Genomic DNA, 16,075 nt, shown 5'->3' with positions numbered 1-16,075 from the left:
CGGAGAGGACTGAGCAATGCCGGTGAGTATGCGCGAGGTGGCAGCGGCTGCGTCGGTCTCCATCGGCACCGTGTCGAATGTGCTGAACGCTCCCGACAAGGTCGCACCGGCCACGGTCCATCGAGTGCACAAGGCGATCGCCGAACTCGGCTTCGTACGCAACGACGCTGCCCGGCAACTCAAGGCAGGCAGGTCGCGGTGCGTCGGCCTGATCGTCCTCGATGTGGGAAATCCGTTCTTCACCGATCTCGCCCGGGCCGCCGAGAGGCAGGCCGCGGAGAACAATCTGACCCTGTTGCTGGGTACGTCCGACGACGATGTCGCACGCGAGCACATGTACATCGAGACCTTCGACGAGCAGCGGGTTTTCGGGGTTCTGGTGTCACCGGTGGGTGGCGATCTGAGCAGGCTCGAAGCGCTGCATCAGCGCGGGACTCCGGTGGTCCTGGTCGACCGCAACGGGCAGGACACCATCTTCCCGTCGGTTGCCGTCGACGACGTCGCCGGTGGCGCCCTGGCGTGTGGGCACCTGTGTGAGACCGGGCGGCGCCGGCTCGCTTTCGTCGGCGGCCCCCGCGGCCTCCACCAGGTGGCCGACCGACTGCGCGGCGCTCGCGAGGCCATCGCGCAGGTGCCCTGCGCCACGCTCGAGGTGATCGAAACACAGTCGTTGAGTGTGCTGGCAGGCCGCGCTGCGGGCGAGGAGATCCGTCGGCGCCCGGCAAGCGAGCGTCCCGACGCGGTGTTCTGCGCCAATGACCTCCTCGCGATCGGGATCCTGCAGGCGCTGACGATGCTCGGCGACATCTCGGTACCCAGCGACATCGCATTGATCGGCTACGACGACATCGACTTCGCCCAGTCCGCCGTCGTCCCGTTGTCATCGATCAGCCAGCCGAGCCGGCAGCTCGGTTCCAGCGCGATCGAACTCCTCGTCGACGAGACTTCCCGCTCTGCGCAGACGCCTCCCCGCCATGTGCTCTTCCAGCCACGGCTGGTCGTCCGCGCCTCCACCGCCCCCGCCTGACCCGCGCCGACCGGGCTGTTCCCTGGCGTTCCCGACCACCATTGTGGAACACTCGTTGTCAGATGTGGGACGGATCACCAGGGAGCTGCTCATGGCCGAGAACAAAACCACCTTCTGCCGAATCTGCGAACCGCTGTGCGGGATGATCGCCACCGTCGAAGACGGCACATTGCTGTCACTACGGCCGGACAAGGAGAACCCACTGTCCAAGGGGTTCGCGTGTCCGAAAGGCATCACGTTCAGCGAAATCGTCAATGACCCTGATCGAGTACTGCACCCGCTGCGCAAGAACGAGTTCGGCGAGTTCGAACGGGTCTCCTGGGAAACCGCGATGGCCGAGATCACCGAGAAACTCACCGCGGTATACAAGCGCGACGGAGCGTCCGGCATCGGCTGGTACTTCGGCAATCCCGCGACGTTCTCGACCGGCCACACCCTCTGGGTTGCCAATTTCACCACGCTGCTGGGTACGCCCCACGTCTACTCCGCCGGCTCGCAGGACGTGAACAACCGCTTCGTCGCCAGCCATTTTCTCTACGGCACACCGGTCGCCGCCCCCATCCCCGACATCAACCGCGTCCAGTTCCTGGTCATCATCGGTGCCAATCCCGTTGTCTCGCACGGCAGTGTCATGAGTTCTCCTCGCATCCGCGAAGGACTCACCGCGATCACCAAGCGCGGCGGTCAGGTTCTGGTCATCGACCCGCGTCGTACCGAGACGGCCCGTGAGTTCGACTGGCAGCCCATCGTCCCCGACACCGACGCACTGTTGCTGCTCTCGTTGTTGCACGTGATGTTCGACGAGAAGCTCGCCGACGACGACCGGCTCCGCCGACAGGCCACCGGCGTCGACGCCATCAGGTCACTCGCAACGAGCTACCCGCCCGAAACAACCTCCGAGCGCACGGGCATCGACGCCGACACCGTTCGCGAGCTCGCCCGCAAGTTGGTGCGCACCGACCGCGCCGCAGTCTACGGTCGGGTAGGTACCTCACTCGGCCGTACCGGCACCCTCACCACTGCGCTCCTCGACATCGTCAACCTCGTCGCAGGCAATCTCGACGCCGTCGGAGGTGCCATGTTCGGCGACCTGGGCATCCCCGGTCAGCGGGCGGGAGTCACTGCCATGCAACATGTTCCCAATTTCGTCTGGAACGGTCGGCGCAGCCGCGTCGGTGGCTTGCCGCAGGTCCTGGGCACCGCACCCGCCTCTCTGATGGCCAAGGAGATGCAGACCCCGGGCAAGTGGCAGCTCAAGGCCTTGTTCGTCAGCGCGGGCAACCCGGTGCTTTCGGTGCCGAACGGCGACGAACTCGTCAAAGCCCTCGGTGGGCTCGACCTGATGGTCTCGCTCGATTTCTATCAGAACGAGACCAACGCCCATGCCGACTACATCTTGCCGACGACCACGATGTACGAGCGGGCCGATTTCCTGATTCCCTTTCAGCCACTGTTCACCACGCCGTTCAAGCAGGCAACCGACGCGGTCATCCCGCCCATGGGCGAATCGCGCGAGGAATGGCAGATCGTCAACGACCTCGTGGCGGCGCTCGCACAACAGGCTCCGGCGCTCGGTGGTCTGCACCTGTTCAACAAACTGGCAGCCCGGATCGGCAAGCCATGGACGCCGACGAGGCTGTCGGATCTGGTGGTCCGGTTGGGGACCGGCGGGAATCGCTTCGGATTGCGCCGCGGCGGACTGACTTTCGGGAAGCTACTCGACGAGTTCCCTCACGGCACGATCGTCGCCGACCATCTCGAACCGGATCAGTTGCGCAAGTTCGTCACCCACCGGCACCGCAAAATGCGCCTCAACGCACCCGAGTTGCTCGCCGAGATCGATCGGGTCGATCCCGACGCCGACCCTGCGTACCCGTTACGGCTCATCGGCATGCGTGAGATCCGGTCGGAGAACAGCTGGCAGCACAACGCGCCGTTGCTCCTGCGCGGCGGGCGCACTCACAGCGCTCGCATTCACCCGACCGACGCGAGCGTGCGCGGACTAGACGAAGGCGACCTGGTCACGGTGACATCCCGGCATGGACAAATCGCCTTGCCGATCTCCGTCACCGACGACATCAAACCCGGGGTCGTGGCCATTCCTCACGGCTGGGGACACAACGGCACCGGCGGCTGGACGAAGGCGAATGGCGCCGCGACCAACGACCTCGGCAGTGGCGGCGCGAACGTGAACGCACTCATCTCGTCCGACCCCGAGGATCTCGAACGACTTGCCGGGATGGCGAACATGACCGGTGTACCCATCCAAGTGACACCGCTGGAGCAATCCATTCGCGCCCGGTTGGCCACCGAAATCCCGGAAATGGTGGATTTTGGCGAGTAAAAGCCCAGTTCGGCGCCGCCAGAACCCACCAAGATCGGGCTAGATGAGTTTTGCGAGCTCCTCGACGATGTCGACGTCGCCCAGGATCTGAATGGCGACATGGTCTGCGCCCTGGCCGAGATGTGCGTCGAGCTGTTCACGAATCACCTCTGCACTGCCGTGTGCGACGAGCGCGTCGATCAACGCATCGGTGCCACCGTCGGCGATGTCGGCGTCGGTGTAGCCGAACCGCTTGAGGTTGTTCGTGTAGTTCTGCAGATGCAGATACGGCTGATCCACATAGGGCCGTCCCACCGAGCGGGCCAGTTCGGCGTCCTCGGTGAGCACCACCTTGTGCTCGGGAGCCAAGAACTTGTCAGAGCCGAGAATCTCGCGCGCGTACTTCGTGTGTGCGGCGGGGACGAGATACGGGTGCGAGCCGAGCGCGCGATCGCGAGCCAATCGCAACATGCGGGGGCCGAGGGCTGCAATCACCCGACGGTCCGCGGGAACGCCACCATCATCGAGCACATCGAGGTATGCCACCAGCGAGTCGTAAGGACTCCTGTATTCCTGGACTGCCTCCGGATGGCTCACCCCGACACCCAACAGGAAGCGCCCCGGGAAATCCGCCTCGAGCTGCGTGAACTCTGTCGCGATCTGGGAGGCGTCGGTGTTCCAGATGTTGGTGATACCGGTGGCCAGCCGAACCGTCGAAGTCGCTTCGAGAAGCTTGCGTGCCGGCGTCAGTGATCGCGGGGAACCACCCAACCAGATGGTGCCGTAGCCGAGCTGCTCGATCTCGTGCGCCTGTTGCGGGGATATCGCCGAAAAGCCGGCCCACACCCCATGAGTTCCGAATCCAGTCATACTTCAATGCAACTCCCCCGATGCGGGAGCCATTCCACCCGGCGTCATTCGCACGCAGCATTTGTCTCACCAGATGCCCCGGACCAGCACCGACGGCCGTATCGTCGGGCCCATGCGAATGACCGTCGTTCTCGCTGCTGCCCTCCTGATCGGTCTCGTCAGCTGCTCATCGGGCGATGACAGCTCCACCCAGCAGAGTGCTACACCGTCGACCAAGGCAACCGAGATCCGGACGATCGAGCCGGTCGACGCCGACGGCAGTCCGATGCCGGGATACACCGCGCGCGACATACCGACATTCGCACCCCTCGAGTGCTTCACCGACATCACCGGCGGTTTTCGCTGCTCGGCCACACCCGAGGGTCTGCGCTTCTGCGTCGAGGCGGGCGAGAACACGGCGGCATGCCTGGCAGACCCACGAGACACCGACTTCGGGCGGGTAGGAGCGACATTGACGTTCATGACCGACGTCAGCCCTTATGTTCCCGCCGGACTCGACCTCGTCGACGGCTCGCACTGCACCCTCGGCCGTAACCCGATGGCGATGGCGACCGGCAATGCCCACTACGTGCACGTCTACGGGTGCACCGATGGCCCGACCCAGGGTGTGTACGTCGAACCCTTGGTGGAGATCGGCAATCCGGTGCGGGCCGTCATCGATCGCACGTCGGATCTTTGGACGGTTCAGGCCGGTGACGACACCGGCCCGACGGGAACAGTGGAGGTGGCCGTCGCCTACGAACTGTTCAGTCGCTGAGGCTAAATTGGCAGGGTGAGAGCAGTGTTGCAGAGGGCCGCGTCCGCATCGGTCAGCGTCGACGGTGAGGTGATCGGCGAACTGACGATCCCCGACGGCACCCACGGCCTCGTCGCGCTGGTCGGGGTCACGCACGACGACACACCTGAGACCGCTGCGAGACTCGCCGACAAGATCTGGCGTCTGCGCATTCTGGACGGCGAGAAGTCCGCCGCCGACCTGTCCGCGCCCATCTTGGTCATCAGCCAGTTCACGCTGTACGCGAACACCGACAAGGGACGCAGACCATCGTGGAATGCGGCAGCGCCGGGCCCATCGGCCGAACCACTCGTCGATGCGGTGGTCGCAGCCTTGCGGGCATCAGGAGCTCACGTAGAAACCGGCCGTTTCGGCGCGAACATGCAGGTCGAGCTGGTCAACGACGGTCCGGTGACCATTACGCTCGAGGTTTGACCGACTGTCCTGGCGACTACGGACGGGTGGTGAGAATCCGCGGACCGTCGCCGGTGACGACCACTGTGTGCTCCCAGTGCGAAGCCCTGGTTCCGTCGTCGGTGATGACGGTCCAGCCGTCATCGAGCTCGGTCGTGTCGACGGTACCGAGTGAGAGCATCGGCTCGATCGCCAGAGTCGAACCGACCACCAGCACCGGGCCGCGACCCGGTTTGCCTTCATTCGCGAGGAACGGGTCGAGGTGCATCTGCCGGCCGATACCGTGGCCACCGTAACCGGCGACGATCCCGAAGCTGCGCCCGAAGGTCTTTTCCGCTGCACGCGTGGCGGTCTCGATCGCGTGAGAGATGTCCGTGAGCCTGCCGCCGTCGACCATCGCGGCGATGCCGGCGTCAAGTGCCTGCTGGGTGGCCGCGTTCAGGTCCTGGTCATCCTGCGACAGCTCGCCGACGCCGAACGTCCAGGCCGAATCACCGTGCCAGCCATCGAGGATCGCACCGCAGTCGATGGACACCAGGTCATGCTCGGCAAGAATCACGTCTTTCGACGGGATACCGTGCACCACAACTTCATTCACCGAGCTACAGATCGAACCGGTGAAGCCGTGATAGCCGAGGAACGAGGGCACTGCGCCGGCGTCGCGGATCACCGACTCCGCGATCTGGTCGAGTTCAAGAGTGCTGACACCGGGTTTCGCCGCGTCGCGCACCGCGACCAAGGCGGTACCGACGATCGCACCTGCGGCAGCCATCGCATCCACCTCACCGGCGCTGCGAAACGGCACCGGCTTGGGTTTACGAAAACCCATTTTCACACCTGCATATTCTCGAGCTGGGCCGTGCGGAGGGGAACGTCAGGCGCCCAAAGCACGAAGCACGCGCTGATGGACCTCGTTGACGTCACCCATCGCATCGATCGTCTTGACCGTGTCGGCGTAGTACTCGAGCAACGGCGCGGTCTCACTCAGGTAGACGTGCATCCGGTTACGGATGACCTCTTCGGTGTCGTCCGCGCGACCCCGGGCCAACATGCGTTTGACGACAACATCCTCGTCGACCCCAAAGGACAGCACCGCGTCGAGCTTCGTGTCCAGCTCGGCGAGAATCTCGTTGAGCGCGTCGGCCTGATCGGTCGACCGGGGGAATCCATCGAGGATGAAACCCTTGGCGGCATCGGGTTCGGCAACACGCGCACGAACCATGTCGACGGTGATCTCGGACGGCACGAGATTGCCGGCGTCCAGGTACTTCTTGGCCTCTACCCCGATCGGGGTGCCCTGCGAGATGTTCGCCCGGAAGAGATCGCCCGTCGAGATGTGCGGGATGCCCGCGCTCTCGGACAGCAGCTCAGCCTGCGTACCTTTGCCGGCTCCGGGCGGGCCGAGAATAACCAGTCTCACTTCAGGAACCCTTCGTATTTACGCTGCATGAGCTGCGAATTGACCTGTTTGACGGTGTCCAAGCCGACACCGACCATGATCAGCACCGCGGTGCCGCCGAACGGGATGTTCTGCACGCCGCCGGAATTGCCGATTTCCAGGAAGAGGTTCGGCAACACGGCGATGGTGCCGAGATAGATCGACCCGGGGAGCGTGATCCGGCTGAGCACGTAACCGAGATAGTCTGCGGTCGGCTGACCCGGTCGGATACCGGGGATGAAGCCGCCGTACTTCTTCATCTCATCGGCGCGTTCCTGCGGATTGAACGTCACCGCCACGTAGAAGTACGTGAAGAAGATGATCATCAGGAAGTAGATGAGGATGTACACCGGGTTGCTCGGATCCACCAGGTAGGTCTGGATCGCACGCTGCCACCACGACGGCTCCGCGGTCTGGCTCTGCGTCAGCTGCAGGATCAGATTGGGGAGGTACAGCAGCGACGATGCGAAGATCACCGGGATGACGCCGGCCTGGTTGACCTTGAGCGGCAGATACGTCGACGATCCGCCGTACATCTTGCGGCCGACCATTCGTTTGGCGTACTGCACCGGGATCCGGCGCTGACCTTGCTCGATGAAGACCACGCCTGCGACGATCGCGAGTGCCGCCAGGATGACCAGGAAGAAGACCAGGCCACCGCGGGTGTCGAGGATCGTCTTGCCCTCTGCAGGGATACGCGCAGCGATGCCGGCGAAGATCATGAGCGACATACCGTTACCGATGCCACGCTCGGTGATCAGCTCGCCGAACCACATGACCACACACGCGCCTGCGGTCATCACCAGGACGATGATGAACAGACCGAATATGGACTGGTCCCGCAGGATCTGGTCACCGTTCTGGCAATCCCGCAACAGGTCACCGCGATCGGCGAGTGCGACGATGCCGGTCGACTGCAGCAGAGCCAGCGCCACCGTGAGGTAGCGCGTGTACTGCGTCATCTTCGCCTGGCCGGATTGGCCTTCCTTACGGAGCTGCTCGAACCGCGGGATGACCACGGTCAGGAGCTGCACGATGATGCTGGCCGTGATGTACGGCATGATGCCGATCGCGAACACCGACAACTGGAGCAGGGCTCCGCCGGAGAACATGTTGATCAGCGAATAGATGCCTGCGGAATCTCCACGCGAGACATCGTCGAGACATTGTTGGACCTGCTGATAGTCCACACCGGGCGACGGGATGGTCGCGCCGAGACGATAAAGAATGATGATTCCCAGAACGAAGAGAATCTTCCGCCTCAGGTCGGGTGTCCTGAAGGCCGATATGACGGCGGAACGCACTAACTCCTCCTGGGCAATGTCGCTCCGGCAGCAGCGTTGCACCGGGCTACAAACAACTCTTGAACTCTAACAGTCACCTTGTTGGATCTACGTTGGGTGACCGGCGGAGTGACGGACGACGCAGCGATGATGCTGCGCCGTCCGCCACTGTAGCGAGTCCGGGGTGATCGATGGACTACGGCCGTCTTACAGGACGGTCGTGGATCCGCCCGCAGCGGCGATCTTCTCGGTGGCCGAGGCGGAGAACTTGTTGGCGGTGACCTGCACGGCCACCGTCAGCTCTCCGTCACCGAGCACCTTGACCAGTTCGTTCTTGCGAACAGCGCCCTTGGCGATGAGCTCCTCGACACCGATGGTGCCCCCTTCCGGGAACAGCCGGTTGATGTCGGCGAGGTTCACGACCTGGTACTCGATCCGGTTGCGGTTGGTGAAGCCCTTGAGCTTCGGCAGCCGCATGTGGATGGGCATCTGCCCACCCTCGAAACGAGCAGGCACGTTCTTACGCGCCTTGGTGCCCTTGGTGCCGCGACCCGCGGTCTTACCCTTGGATCCCTCACCGCGACCCACACGGGTCTTGTCTGTCTTCGATCCCGGAGCGGGACGAAGGTGATGCAATTTGATTGTCATTGCGGTTAAACCTCTTCGACTGTCACGAGGTGCCGAACCGCTTTGATCAAGCCACGGTTCTGAGCGTTGTCCTCGCGGGTGACGGTCTGGCGGATCTTTCGGAGACCGAGGGTCCGCAGGCTGTCACGCTGATTGCTCTTGGTCCCGATGGTGCTTTTCACCTGGGTGATCTTCAGCTCTGCCATGTCGTTATGCTCCCTGTCCTGCACGGGCACGCAACATACCGGCCGGAGCGACGTCTTCGATCGGCAGTCCGCGACGTGCGGCCACTTCTTCGGGACGCTGCAGCATCTTGAGCGCTGCCACGGTCGCGTGCACGACGTTGATCGAGTTGTCGCTGCCGAGGCTCTTGCCGAGGATGTCGTGGACACCCGCGCACTCGAGCACGGCACGCACCGCGCCACCGGCGATCACACCGGTACCGGGGCTGGCCGGACGCAGCATCACGACACCGGCAGCGGCTTCGCCCTGCACGGGGTGCGTGATGGTCGCGCCGATCATCGGGACGCGGAAGAAGCTCTTGCGGGCTTCTTCGACACCCTTCTGAATCGCGGCAGGGACCTCTTTGGCCTTGCCGTAGCCGACGCCGACCAGTCCGTTGCCGTCACCGACGACGACGAGGGCGGTGAAGGAGAACCGACGTCCACCCTTGACCACCTTCGACACACGGTTGATGGCAACCACGCGCTCGAGCTGGTTCTTGTCTTCCCGGCCGCCGCCGCGCTGGTTGTCGCGCCGATCGCGGTTGCCGCCGCCGCCACCGCGACGGTCGCCGCCTGCGTTGTTGGCGTTCGGGTCATTGCTGTTGCTTCCGGCGGGTCCGCTTCCGGTACCGCCGTCACGCCGCTGACGTCCCGGCATCAGATGGTCCTTCCGTTGCAAGTATTCGTATCAATCATCAGAACTCGAGCCCTCCCTCACGGGCGGCGTCCGCCAGAGCGGCGATACGGCCGTGGTAGCCGTGGCCACCATGGTCGAACACCACGGTGTCGACGCCGGCAGCCTTGGCGCGGGCAGCGATCAGCTCGCCGACCTTCTTGCTCTGTGCCGACTTGTCGCCACCGGCGCTGCGCACGTCTGCCTCGATGGTGGAGGCGGCGGCCAGGGTCTTGCCTGCGAGGTCGTCGATGAGCTGCACGTGGATGTGCCGCGACGAACGCTTGATGGCCAGACGGGGACGCTCAGGAGTGCCGCTGACCTTCTTGCGCAGCCGGAAGTGACGGCGTGCGTTCGAGACCCGACGACGGGTGGATACGTCCTTGCCCAGGGGCAGACGCTTTGGTTTCACTGTTGCTTCACTCATGTCACTTACCCGTCTTTCCGACCTTGCGACGGATCTGCTCACCCTCGAAGCGAACGCCCTTGCCCTTGTAGGGGTCTGGACGGCGCAGGCGGCGGATGTTCGCCGAGATCTGTCCGACTTGTTGCTTGTCGATTCCCGAGACCGAGAATTTGGTGGGCGATTCCACCGCGAAGGTGATGCCCGCAGGCGCCTTGATCGGCACCGGGTGGCTGTACCCGAGTGCGAACTCGAGGTCGCTGCCCTTGAGCGCGACACGGTAACCGACACCGAAGATCTCCAGCTTGCGGACATATCCCTCGGTGACGCCGGTGACCAGGTTTGCCACCAGGGTGCGGCTCAAACCGTGCAGGGCGCGGTTCTTGCGCTCGTCGTTGGGACGCGTCACCACGATGGTGTTGTCCTCAACGGCGACATTGATCGGTTCCGAGATGTCAACGGACAAGGTGCCTTTCGGGCCCTTGACATTGACGGTCTGGCCGTCGATCTTCACGTCTACTCCGGCCGGGATGGCGACCGGGTTCTTTCCAATACGCGACATTGTTCTTGCCCCTTACCAGACGTACGCGAGGACTTCGCCGCCCACGCCCGCGCTGGCGGCTTGGCGATCGGTCAACAGACCCGAGGACGTGGAGATGATCGCCACGCCCAGGCCGCCGAGCACCTTGGGCAGATTGGTGGACTTTGCGTAGACCCGCAGACCCGGCTTGGAGACGCGGCGCAGGCCGGCGATGCTCCGTTCGCGGGTGGGGCCGTACTTGAGGGAGACGACGAGGCTCTTACCGACCTCTGCGTCTTCCGTGCGGTAATCGGTGATGTAGCCCTCGCGCTTGAGGATCTCGGCGATGTTGGCCTTGATCTTCGATGCGGGCAGGGTCACCTCATCGTGGTACGCCGAGTTGGCGTTGCGCAGACGAGTCAAGAAGTCTGCGATCGGATCAGTCATGGTCATAACAGACCGTCAACCTTTCTCGCGGCGGTTCCCATGCAGCATGCGCGCGCCGGTTCCCCTGCCGTTCGACTCTCGCCGAACGACCGCGGGCCTCGCACGTCACATCGTGGGCCTACTACGAAGTGAGTAACGTCCCCGACCGACCGTTGCCGGTCAGGGCTTATCAGGTCCGACTGGCAAGCCAGTCGGGGGTGGTGCTCCCACGAATGCACGGATGCACTCGCGAGTTTTCAAAGCTCGAGGGCCAAGAAAAATGGTGGCCACCTGGACGTTTTGGACGTGCGCGAACACATCCCACCCTGGGCAACCGTTCTAGTGTAGGGAACAGCGCTGCTCAGGCCAAATTGCTCGACCCGCCACACCGACCCCGGCCACGCAGAGTTCGACCGGCTCCGGCCCGGCGCCTGGAACAATGGGACAGGCCATGAGAGAACTCAGCCCCGGGGAGAACAGTCCCCTGCCATCGTCACAGGTCAGCGTGACGGTCACCTGCGCATCACCGGTCAACACCTCGGCCGTTCTACTGACGCGCGCCGGCCGGGTGCGGTCCGACGATGACCTCATCTTCTACAACCAGGCGTACGGGCCCGGCGTCTCATACAGCGCCGACGGCCGCGCCGACGTCATCACGGTCGACACCACGCGGGTTCCCGCCGAGGTCGAGACCATCGCCGTCACCGCGAGCCTTGACGGCACCGGTCCCGCCACCTTCGCAACCGCAGGCACCTTGCGTGCCGAACTGCGCGACACCTCCGGCATCCCGACGGTGTCCTTTACCCCGGCCCGCCTGACGTCCGAGGCCGGCGTCGTCTGTATGGAGATCTACCGCCGCGGCGACACCTGGAAGGTACGCGCCGTCGGGCAGGGATACGACGACGGACTGGCCGGCCTGGCCCGGGCGTTCGGGATCCAGGTCGACGACGATCCCCCGCCGACCCCCGATCCCATCCCCTGGCCACCTGCGGGCCAGAACGCGGCTCCTGCCCAGCCGCCACCGCCGCCGCAACCGGCACCTCAGCAGCCACCACAGCCCCAGCAACAGGGAGTTCATGCCATGAACAGTGACCTTTTCGCACCCGCGCACGCAGAGGTGTCGGGAACCGGCATCCAGAAGCAGGGCAGCAAGATGTGCCGGGTCGGCATGAACGGCGAGGTGATGGCGAGGTCGGGGTCGATGGTGGCCTACCAGGGCGACCTCAAGTTCGAAGCTCTCGGTTCGGGCGGTATCGGCAGGGCGATCCGCAACACACTCACCGGCGAAGGTGTGCCGCTCATGAAGGTGACCGGGCGCGGCGACCTGTTCCTTGCCGATGCCGCAAGCGACGTCCACCTGATCGACCTCGACGGGACCGACGGCCTGACCATCAACGGCGCCAACGTCCTGGCCTTCGATTCGACCCTGAGCTACGACGTGAAGCGCATGCAGGGAGCAGCGGCTCAGAGCAATGCCGGACTGTTCAACTGCGTGTTCACCGGGCGGGGCCGGATCGCCATCACCACCGACGGCAACCCGGTCGTCCTGACCGTGGACCAGCAGACCTTCGCTGATCCCAATGCGGCGGTGGCGTGGTCGTCGAGTCTGCAGACCAGTGTCAAACGCAACGACTCGTTCAATCTCGGCACACTCATGGGTCGCAGCACCGGCGAGCGTTTCACGCTCGCGTTCAGCGGTCAGGGTTTCGTGGTGGTCCAGCCATCGGAGATGCCGCCCGGCGGTCTGATCGGCGGCACCGGCGGTGGGGGCCAATCAGGTGTCCAGGGTGGCCTGGGCGGCCTGCTCGGGCGGTAGGTTCATGCGATTTTGTCCCCCTCACGTGGGGCGGAGGGAACATTCCCCTCGGCCGGTGCTGACCGGGCCGAATTTCGCTATCGCATCCGGTGACGATCGGTCTGGGTGATCGCCCGGACATCAACCATGACTTCGTTCCAGCCGTACAGCACGTCGTCATACGTGATCCGCATGGTCAACCACTTCCCGACCAACGCATTTCGGTCGCGGCGTCGGTCATTCTGGTAGTTGTCGTAACTGGTGTGATGTTCTTTGCTATCGCATTCGATGAGCAGTCGTCCCACGCGCAGATCGACCCATCCGACCTCAGGTATCGACGGCTGGACATGCACGGTGAACCCCGCGGCGCGCAACCTGAGACGGGCCAGCGACTCCGTGCCTGACTGAGAGTGCGGGTCACACTTGCCCATCAGGTTCCTGATTTGCCCTGAGATGGTCCCCATCTCCAGCTGCAACTTCGACACGGTCAGTCCGAGGGTGTTCAGGACCGAATCGCAGACGACGACCCAATCCTCGGCTGACATGCACCGGGACGCGCAACCCAGCGCAACCGGAACGGAATCGAGCGCCGCGTCCGCCGGCCTCGGTCGACCGGGACCTTGGCAGGATCCGGCCCGTAGCTGCTTGCCGTGCTTGCTCGCGCGGACGTGCAGGCGGTCGTAGCCGGGCGGGACCCACAGCCCGTGCTTGCGCAAGGCCGAGACACACCCGAGAACTCCCCCGCGCCGAACCGCCTCCGCCACATCGGGATCCGGCGTGGTAGTCGCATACCAGCCAGAGCGCAGCCTGTTCAATGAGCCGTCCCGCACGCACCTGCGCAGGTTGGGTTCGTCGACCCCGAGTCGGCGCAGCTCGTTTCGGCTGTAGACACCAACATCCATGACCATCCGACGCATGGCAGACGGGTACCGGTTCACTCGTGGTGAAAATCGGCCCTTTCCGTAGTCACGGAGGGAACATTCCCCTCCGGTGGTTCTTAAGGGGACAAAGATCGCCACTTGTCAGCAGGCACTGCTCCACTGGTCTCAACATCGAACAAAGGAGCGAACATGTCGGACTACACCGAGGCGATCAGGAGCCTTCCGCGCTGGCATCCCCACCCGCTGGTCAATTCGGCGATCAGCAGGGTCAAGACAGAACGGTGGCTCATCACCGCCGTTAGCGACGAATGCGAATGCGACTCGGACGACTGCCGACCGCCCGACTGCTCATTCGCATATACGACCGGCCTGGTGATGCATTCGCTGCCCGAACTGGCGGTGTACGGACTGAACGCTAGAACCAGCGGGCGGGTGCTCGACGAACTGGGCGACCTTCTCCATGGGTACCAGTGGAGCGCCATCGTCGCGCAGGGCATCGAATTGTCGCTGCGCGCACTGCAAGCACCGGTCCGACTGATCGAACTCGTCGACAAGAGCGATCTGCTGATCACCAACGAGCTGTTCCCGAATTCGGCTGCTCTCCAGGTCGTCTGGTCCGACGAGCACGGCAGGTATCCGTGGATGGATGACTACGCTCTGTTGCCCGATGACCAACAGGTCAAGGGGGTGATTCCACCGGGGCGGCAGCAACCTGGTGGACCTCACGACATCATTCACGCACGTGGACCCAACAGAGCCCACCGACGGCAGGCACACCGCCGCCGGAAGTAGCCACAGCCCCCGGTATCTCAGTCCGACAAACGCTCCGGAAACACGAAGACGCTCCACCAATAGGTGGAGCGTCTTCGGAAAAGTGGAGCGTTTGTGAGCCGTGAGGCTACAAAGTCACCAGCTGCTCTTCTGCACACCGGGCAGCTCGCCCGCGTGTGCCATCTCGCGCAAGCAGATACGGCACAAGCCGAACTTGCGGAAGACCGAGTGCGGGCGTCCGCAACGGTTGCACCGGGTGTAGCCACGCACGGCGAACTTGGGCTTCTTGTTGGCCTTGTTGACCAGAGCCTTCTTTGCCATGTCAGTTGTCCTTCACGTTGGGGTCTTTGAACGGGAAGCCGAGCTGACGCAGCAGTGCCCGACCTTCGTCATCGTTGGTCGCGGTGGTGACGACGGTGATGTCCATGCCGCGGGGCCGATCGATGTTGTCGATGTTGATCTCGTGGAACATCGACTGCTCGTTGAGACCGAAGGTGTAGTTGCCGTTGCCGTCGAACTGGCGATCGCTCAGACCGCGGAAGTCCCTGATACGGGGCAGCGCGATGGAGACGAGCCGGTCGAGGAACTCCCACATGCGATCGCCACGAAGAGTGACGCGTGCGCCGATGGGCATGCCCTCACGCAGCTTGAACTGCGCGATCGACTTGCGGGCCTTGCGGACCTCTGGCTTCTGGCCGGTGATCAGCTCGAGGTCTTTGACCGCGCCGTTGATCAGCTTGGAGTCACGGGCGGCGTCGCCGACACCCATGTTCACGACGACCTTGACGACGCCGGGGATCTGCATGACGTTGTCGTACTCGAACTGTTCGTTCAGAGCGTCTTTGATCTCCGCGCGGTAGCGGAGCTTCAGCCGAGGCTGGATCTTCTCAGTGGTGCTCATGTCAGATGTCCTTCCCGTTCTTGCGGGAAATGCGGACGCGCTTGCCGTTGTCGTCGGTGCGGTAGCCGATGCGCGTCGGATTGCCGTCGGAATCAACAACCATCACGTTCGAGACGTGGATGGCGGCTTCCTGGGTGACGATGCCGCCCGAGGATGCGCCGCGTTCATTCTGCGAGGCAGAGGTGTGCTTCTTGATGCGGTTGACGCCTTCGACGAGGATGCGGTTACGCGCGGGGTAGGACTCGATGACCTTGCCCTTCGCGCCCTTGTCCTTGCCTGCGACGACGATCACGGTGTCGCCCTTGTGAACCTTCATGTCAGAGCACCTCCGGAGCCAGCGAGACGATCTTCATGAACTTCTTCTCACGCAGCTCGCGCCCGACCGGGCCGAAGATGCGGGTTCCGCGAGGATCGCTCTCGTTCTTGATGATGACGGCAGCGTTCTCATCGAACTTGATGTACGAACCGTCGGGACGGCGGCGCTCTTTGGTGGTGCGAACGATAACCGCCTTGACGACCTCTCCCCGCTTGATGTTTCCGCCGGGGATGGCGTCTTTGACAGTGGCGACGATGACGTCACCAATGCCGGCGTAGCGCCGTGACGAGCCTCCGAGCACGCGGATGCACAAGATTTCCTTGGCACCGGTGTTGTCGGCGACCCGCAGGCGTGACTCCTGCTGGATCACTAGATCTCCTTGACCTGGTTTGTAAAAATGCCCGCCGG

At 63.8% G+C, this 16,075-nt stretch carries 21 protein-coding genes; 6 read left to right on the top strand and 15 right to left on the bottom strand.

Annotation, left to right across the window (positions count from 1 at the left end; genetic code table 11):
• Positions 1-16 precede the first annotated feature (16 nt).
• The gene (locus tag DFR67_RS20850; RefSeq protein WP_110471425.1) at positions 17-1,027 is read left to right on the top strand and encodes a LacI family DNA-binding transcriptional regulator; all 1,011 of its coding nucleotides are present in this window, start codon (positions 17-19) and stop codon (positions 1,025-1,027) included.
• Positions 1,028-1,118: 91 nt separating this feature from the next.
• Positions 1,119-3,371, top strand: coding sequence for a molybdopterin-containing oxidoreductase family protein (locus DFR67_RS20845; protein ID WP_110471549.1), 2,253 nt, complete (start codon positions 1,119-1,121; stop codon positions 3,369-3,371).
• Positions 3,372-3,410: 39 nt separating this feature from the next.
• Here the strand turns inward: DFR67_RS20845 and DFR67_RS20840 are convergent, their stop codons facing one another.
• Positions 3,411-4,220 (bottom strand): LLM class F420-dependent oxidoreductase, encoded by an 810-nt coding sequence (locus DFR67_RS20840; RefSeq protein ID WP_110471424.1) that lies wholly within the window; start codon positions 4,218-4,220, stop codon positions 3,411-3,413.
• A gap of 112 nt (positions 4,221-4,332) precedes the next feature.
• Between DFR67_RS20840 and DFR67_RS20835 the strand changes: the two genes are divergently transcribed.
• Together DFR67_RS20835 and dtd are read left to right on the top strand one after the other, a co-directional pair.
• A complete protein-coding gene (locus DFR67_RS20835) occupies positions 4,333-4,977 on the top strand; it encodes a hypothetical protein (protein WP_146240491.1) in 645 nt (214 codons plus the stop codon).
• Between the two features lie 15 nt (positions 4,978-4,992).
• The gene (gene dtd / locus DFR67_RS20830) at positions 4,993-5,430 is read left to right on the top strand and encodes a D-aminoacyl-tRNA deacylase (protein ID WP_110471422.1); all 438 of its coding nucleotides are present in this window, start codon (positions 4,993-4,995) and stop codon (positions 5,428-5,430) included.
• Positions 5,431-5,446: 16 nt separating this feature from the next.
• Here the strand turns inward: dtd and map are convergent, their stop codons facing one another.
• The 9 genes from map to rpsH form a co-directional block, all read right to left on the bottom strand.
• Complete coding sequence (gene map, locus DFR67_RS20825) at positions 5,447-6,238, bottom strand: type I methionyl aminopeptidase (protein WP_110471421.1); 792 nt, start codon at positions 6,236-6,238, stop codon at positions 5,447-5,449.
• 45 nt (positions 6,239-6,283) lie between these two features.
• Positions 6,284-6,829 (bottom strand): adenylate kinase, encoded by a 546-nt coding sequence (locus DFR67_RS20820; RefSeq protein WP_110471420.1) that lies wholly within the window; start codon positions 6,827-6,829, stop codon positions 6,284-6,286.
• Positions 6,826-8,151 carry a preprotein translocase subunit SecY gene (gene secY, locus DFR67_RS20815; protein ID WP_110471419.1) on the bottom strand — a complete coding sequence of 442 codons (1,326 nt, stop codon included), beginning with the start codon at positions 8,149-8,151 and terminating at the stop codon, positions 6,826-6,828. The genes DFR67_RS20820 and secY overlap by 4 nt, the downstream gene beginning before the upstream one ends.
• A 186-nt stretch (positions 8,152-8,337) precedes the next feature.
• Entirely contained in the window at positions 8,338-8,778 is a 441-nt protein-coding gene (gene rplO, locus DFR67_RS20810; protein ID WP_084835424.1) for a 50S ribosomal protein L15, read from the bottom strand.
• A 5-nt stretch (positions 8,779-8,783) separates the two neighbouring features.
• Positions 8,784-8,963 carry a 50S ribosomal protein L30 gene (gene rpmD, locus DFR67_RS20805; RefSeq protein ID WP_110471418.1) on the bottom strand — a complete coding sequence of 60 codons (180 nt, stop codon included), beginning with the start codon at positions 8,961-8,963 and terminating at the stop codon, positions 8,784-8,786.
• Between the two features lie 4 nt (positions 8,964-8,967).
• Positions 8,968-9,639, bottom strand: coding sequence for a 30S ribosomal protein S5 (rpsE, locus tag DFR67_RS20800; protein ID WP_110471417.1), 672 nt, complete (start codon positions 9,637-9,639; stop codon positions 8,968-8,970).
• Between the two features lie 37 nt (positions 9,640-9,676).
• Positions 9,677-10,081: a 50S ribosomal protein L18 gene (gene rplR / locus DFR67_RS20795; protein ID WP_110471416.1), complete on the bottom strand. Its 405-nt coding sequence runs from the start codon at positions 10,079-10,081 to the stop codon at positions 9,677-9,679.
• A 1-nt stretch (position 10,082) separates the two neighbouring features.
• Positions 10,083-10,619, bottom strand: coding sequence for a 50S ribosomal protein L6 (rplF, locus tag DFR67_RS20790; RefSeq protein ID WP_084835420.1), 537 nt, complete (start codon positions 10,617-10,619; stop codon positions 10,083-10,085).
• A 12-nt stretch (positions 10,620-10,631) separates the two neighbouring features.
• Positions 10,632-11,030 carry a 30S ribosomal protein S8 gene (gene rpsH / locus DFR67_RS20785; protein WP_084835419.1) on the bottom strand — a complete coding sequence of 133 codons (399 nt, stop codon included), beginning with the start codon at positions 11,028-11,030 and terminating at the stop codon, positions 10,632-10,634.
• 424 nt (positions 11,031-11,454) lie between these two features.
• Between rpsH and DFR67_RS20775 the strand changes: the two genes are divergently transcribed.
• Positions 11,455-12,819, top strand: coding sequence for an AIM24 family protein (locus DFR67_RS20775; protein WP_110471547.1), 1,365 nt, complete (start codon positions 11,455-11,457; stop codon positions 12,817-12,819).
• A gap of 77 nt (positions 12,820-12,896) precedes the next feature.
• Here the strand turns inward: DFR67_RS20775 and DFR67_RS20770 are convergent, their stop codons facing one another.
• Positions 12,897-13,706 carry a hypothetical protein gene (locus tag DFR67_RS20770; protein ID WP_342766747.1) on the bottom strand — a complete coding sequence of 270 codons (810 nt, stop codon included), beginning with the start codon at positions 13,704-13,706 and terminating at the stop codon, positions 12,897-12,899.
• 162 nt (positions 13,707-13,868) lie between these two features.
• On the opposite strand from DFR67_RS20770, the gene DFR67_RS20765 reads away from it, so the two are divergent.
• Positions 13,869-14,471: a DUF4262 domain-containing protein gene (locus tag DFR67_RS20765; protein WP_110471415.1), complete on the top strand. Its 603-nt coding sequence runs from the start codon at positions 13,869-13,871 to the stop codon at positions 14,469-14,471.
• A gap of 114 nt (positions 14,472-14,585) precedes the next feature.
• On the opposite strand, the gene DFR67_RS20760 is transcribed toward DFR67_RS20765, so the two are convergent.
• The 4 genes from DFR67_RS20760 to rplN are packed head-to-tail and all read right to left on the bottom strand — an operon-like array spanning position 14,586 to position 16,037.
• Entirely contained in the window at positions 14,586-14,771 is a 186-nt protein-coding gene (locus DFR67_RS20760) for a type Z 30S ribosomal protein S14 (protein WP_023955966.1), read from the bottom strand.
• Between the two features lies 1 nt (position 14,772).
• The gene (rplE, locus tag DFR67_RS20755; RefSeq protein WP_110471414.1) at positions 14,773-15,351 is read right to left on the bottom strand and encodes a 50S ribosomal protein L5; all 579 of its coding nucleotides are present in this window, start codon (positions 15,349-15,351) and stop codon (positions 14,773-14,775) included.
• 1 nt (position 15,352) lies between these two features.
• Positions 15,353-15,667, bottom strand: a complete 315-nt coding sequence (gene rplX / locus DFR67_RS20750; protein WP_084835416.1) for a 50S ribosomal protein L24 — start codon at positions 15,665-15,667, stop codon at positions 15,353-15,355.
• A gap of 1 nt (position 15,668) precedes the next feature.
• Positions 15,669-16,037, bottom strand: a complete 369-nt coding sequence (gene rplN, locus DFR67_RS20745) for a 50S ribosomal protein L14 (protein WP_110471413.1) — start codon at positions 16,035-16,037, stop codon at positions 15,669-15,671.
• Positions 16,038-16,075 lie beyond the last annotated feature (38 nt).

It is taken from the genome of Williamsia limnetica, assembly GCF_003217475.1.
Classification (GTDB): domain Bacteria; phylum Actinomycetota; class Actinomycetes; order Mycobacteriales; family Mycobacteriaceae; genus Williamsia; species Williamsia limnetica.
This window is presented reverse-complemented; position numbering and strand designations above follow the sequence as displayed.